General features: G+C 47.6%; 1 pseudogene. It reads left to right on the top strand.

What is annotated here, in order from left to right:
* Nucleotides 1-15: 15 nt before the first annotated feature.
* Nucleotides 16-437 (top strand): annotated as a pseudogene (locus HC728_RS19880) (hypothetical protein); the annotation flags it as partial.

Genomic DNA, 437 nt, shown 5'->3' with positions numbered 1-437 from the left:
CCAGTAGGCAATGTGTTGAAAATCAATAACGACGCAGAAGAGACACGCTTCTGGCGTAATCAGAAAGTCGAACCGGAAAATACTTATACTTACGATAGCCTCTATCAATTGGTCAAGGCGACTGGTCGTGAAATGGCCAATGCAGGTCAGCAAAACAGTCACTTACCGTCCGCAATAATCCCCTTCTCTTCAGACAGCTCAGCGTACACAAAATACACTCGCACTTATACTTATGACGAGGTGGGTAACTTGACACAGGTCAAGCACAGTTCGCCGGCAACGGGCAATAACTATACAACCACGATGACCGTAAGCGACAGCAGTAACCGAAGTGTACAGAGTACGCTGACGGAAAACGTTTCGGACGTCGATGGGTTCTTTACCGTGGGCGGTCAACAAAACCAACTGCAATTAGGACAATACCTTATCTGGACGCC

It is taken from the genome of Aliivibrio sp. S10_S31 (assembly GCF_014694495.1).
In the GTDB taxonomy this organism is placed as follows: domain Bacteria; phylum Pseudomonadota; class Gammaproteobacteria; order Enterobacterales; family Vibrionaceae; genus Aliivibrio; species Aliivibrio fischeri.
Note: the sequence above shows the minus strand (reverse complement) of the source record. Positions and strands in the feature narration are given on the sequence as shown.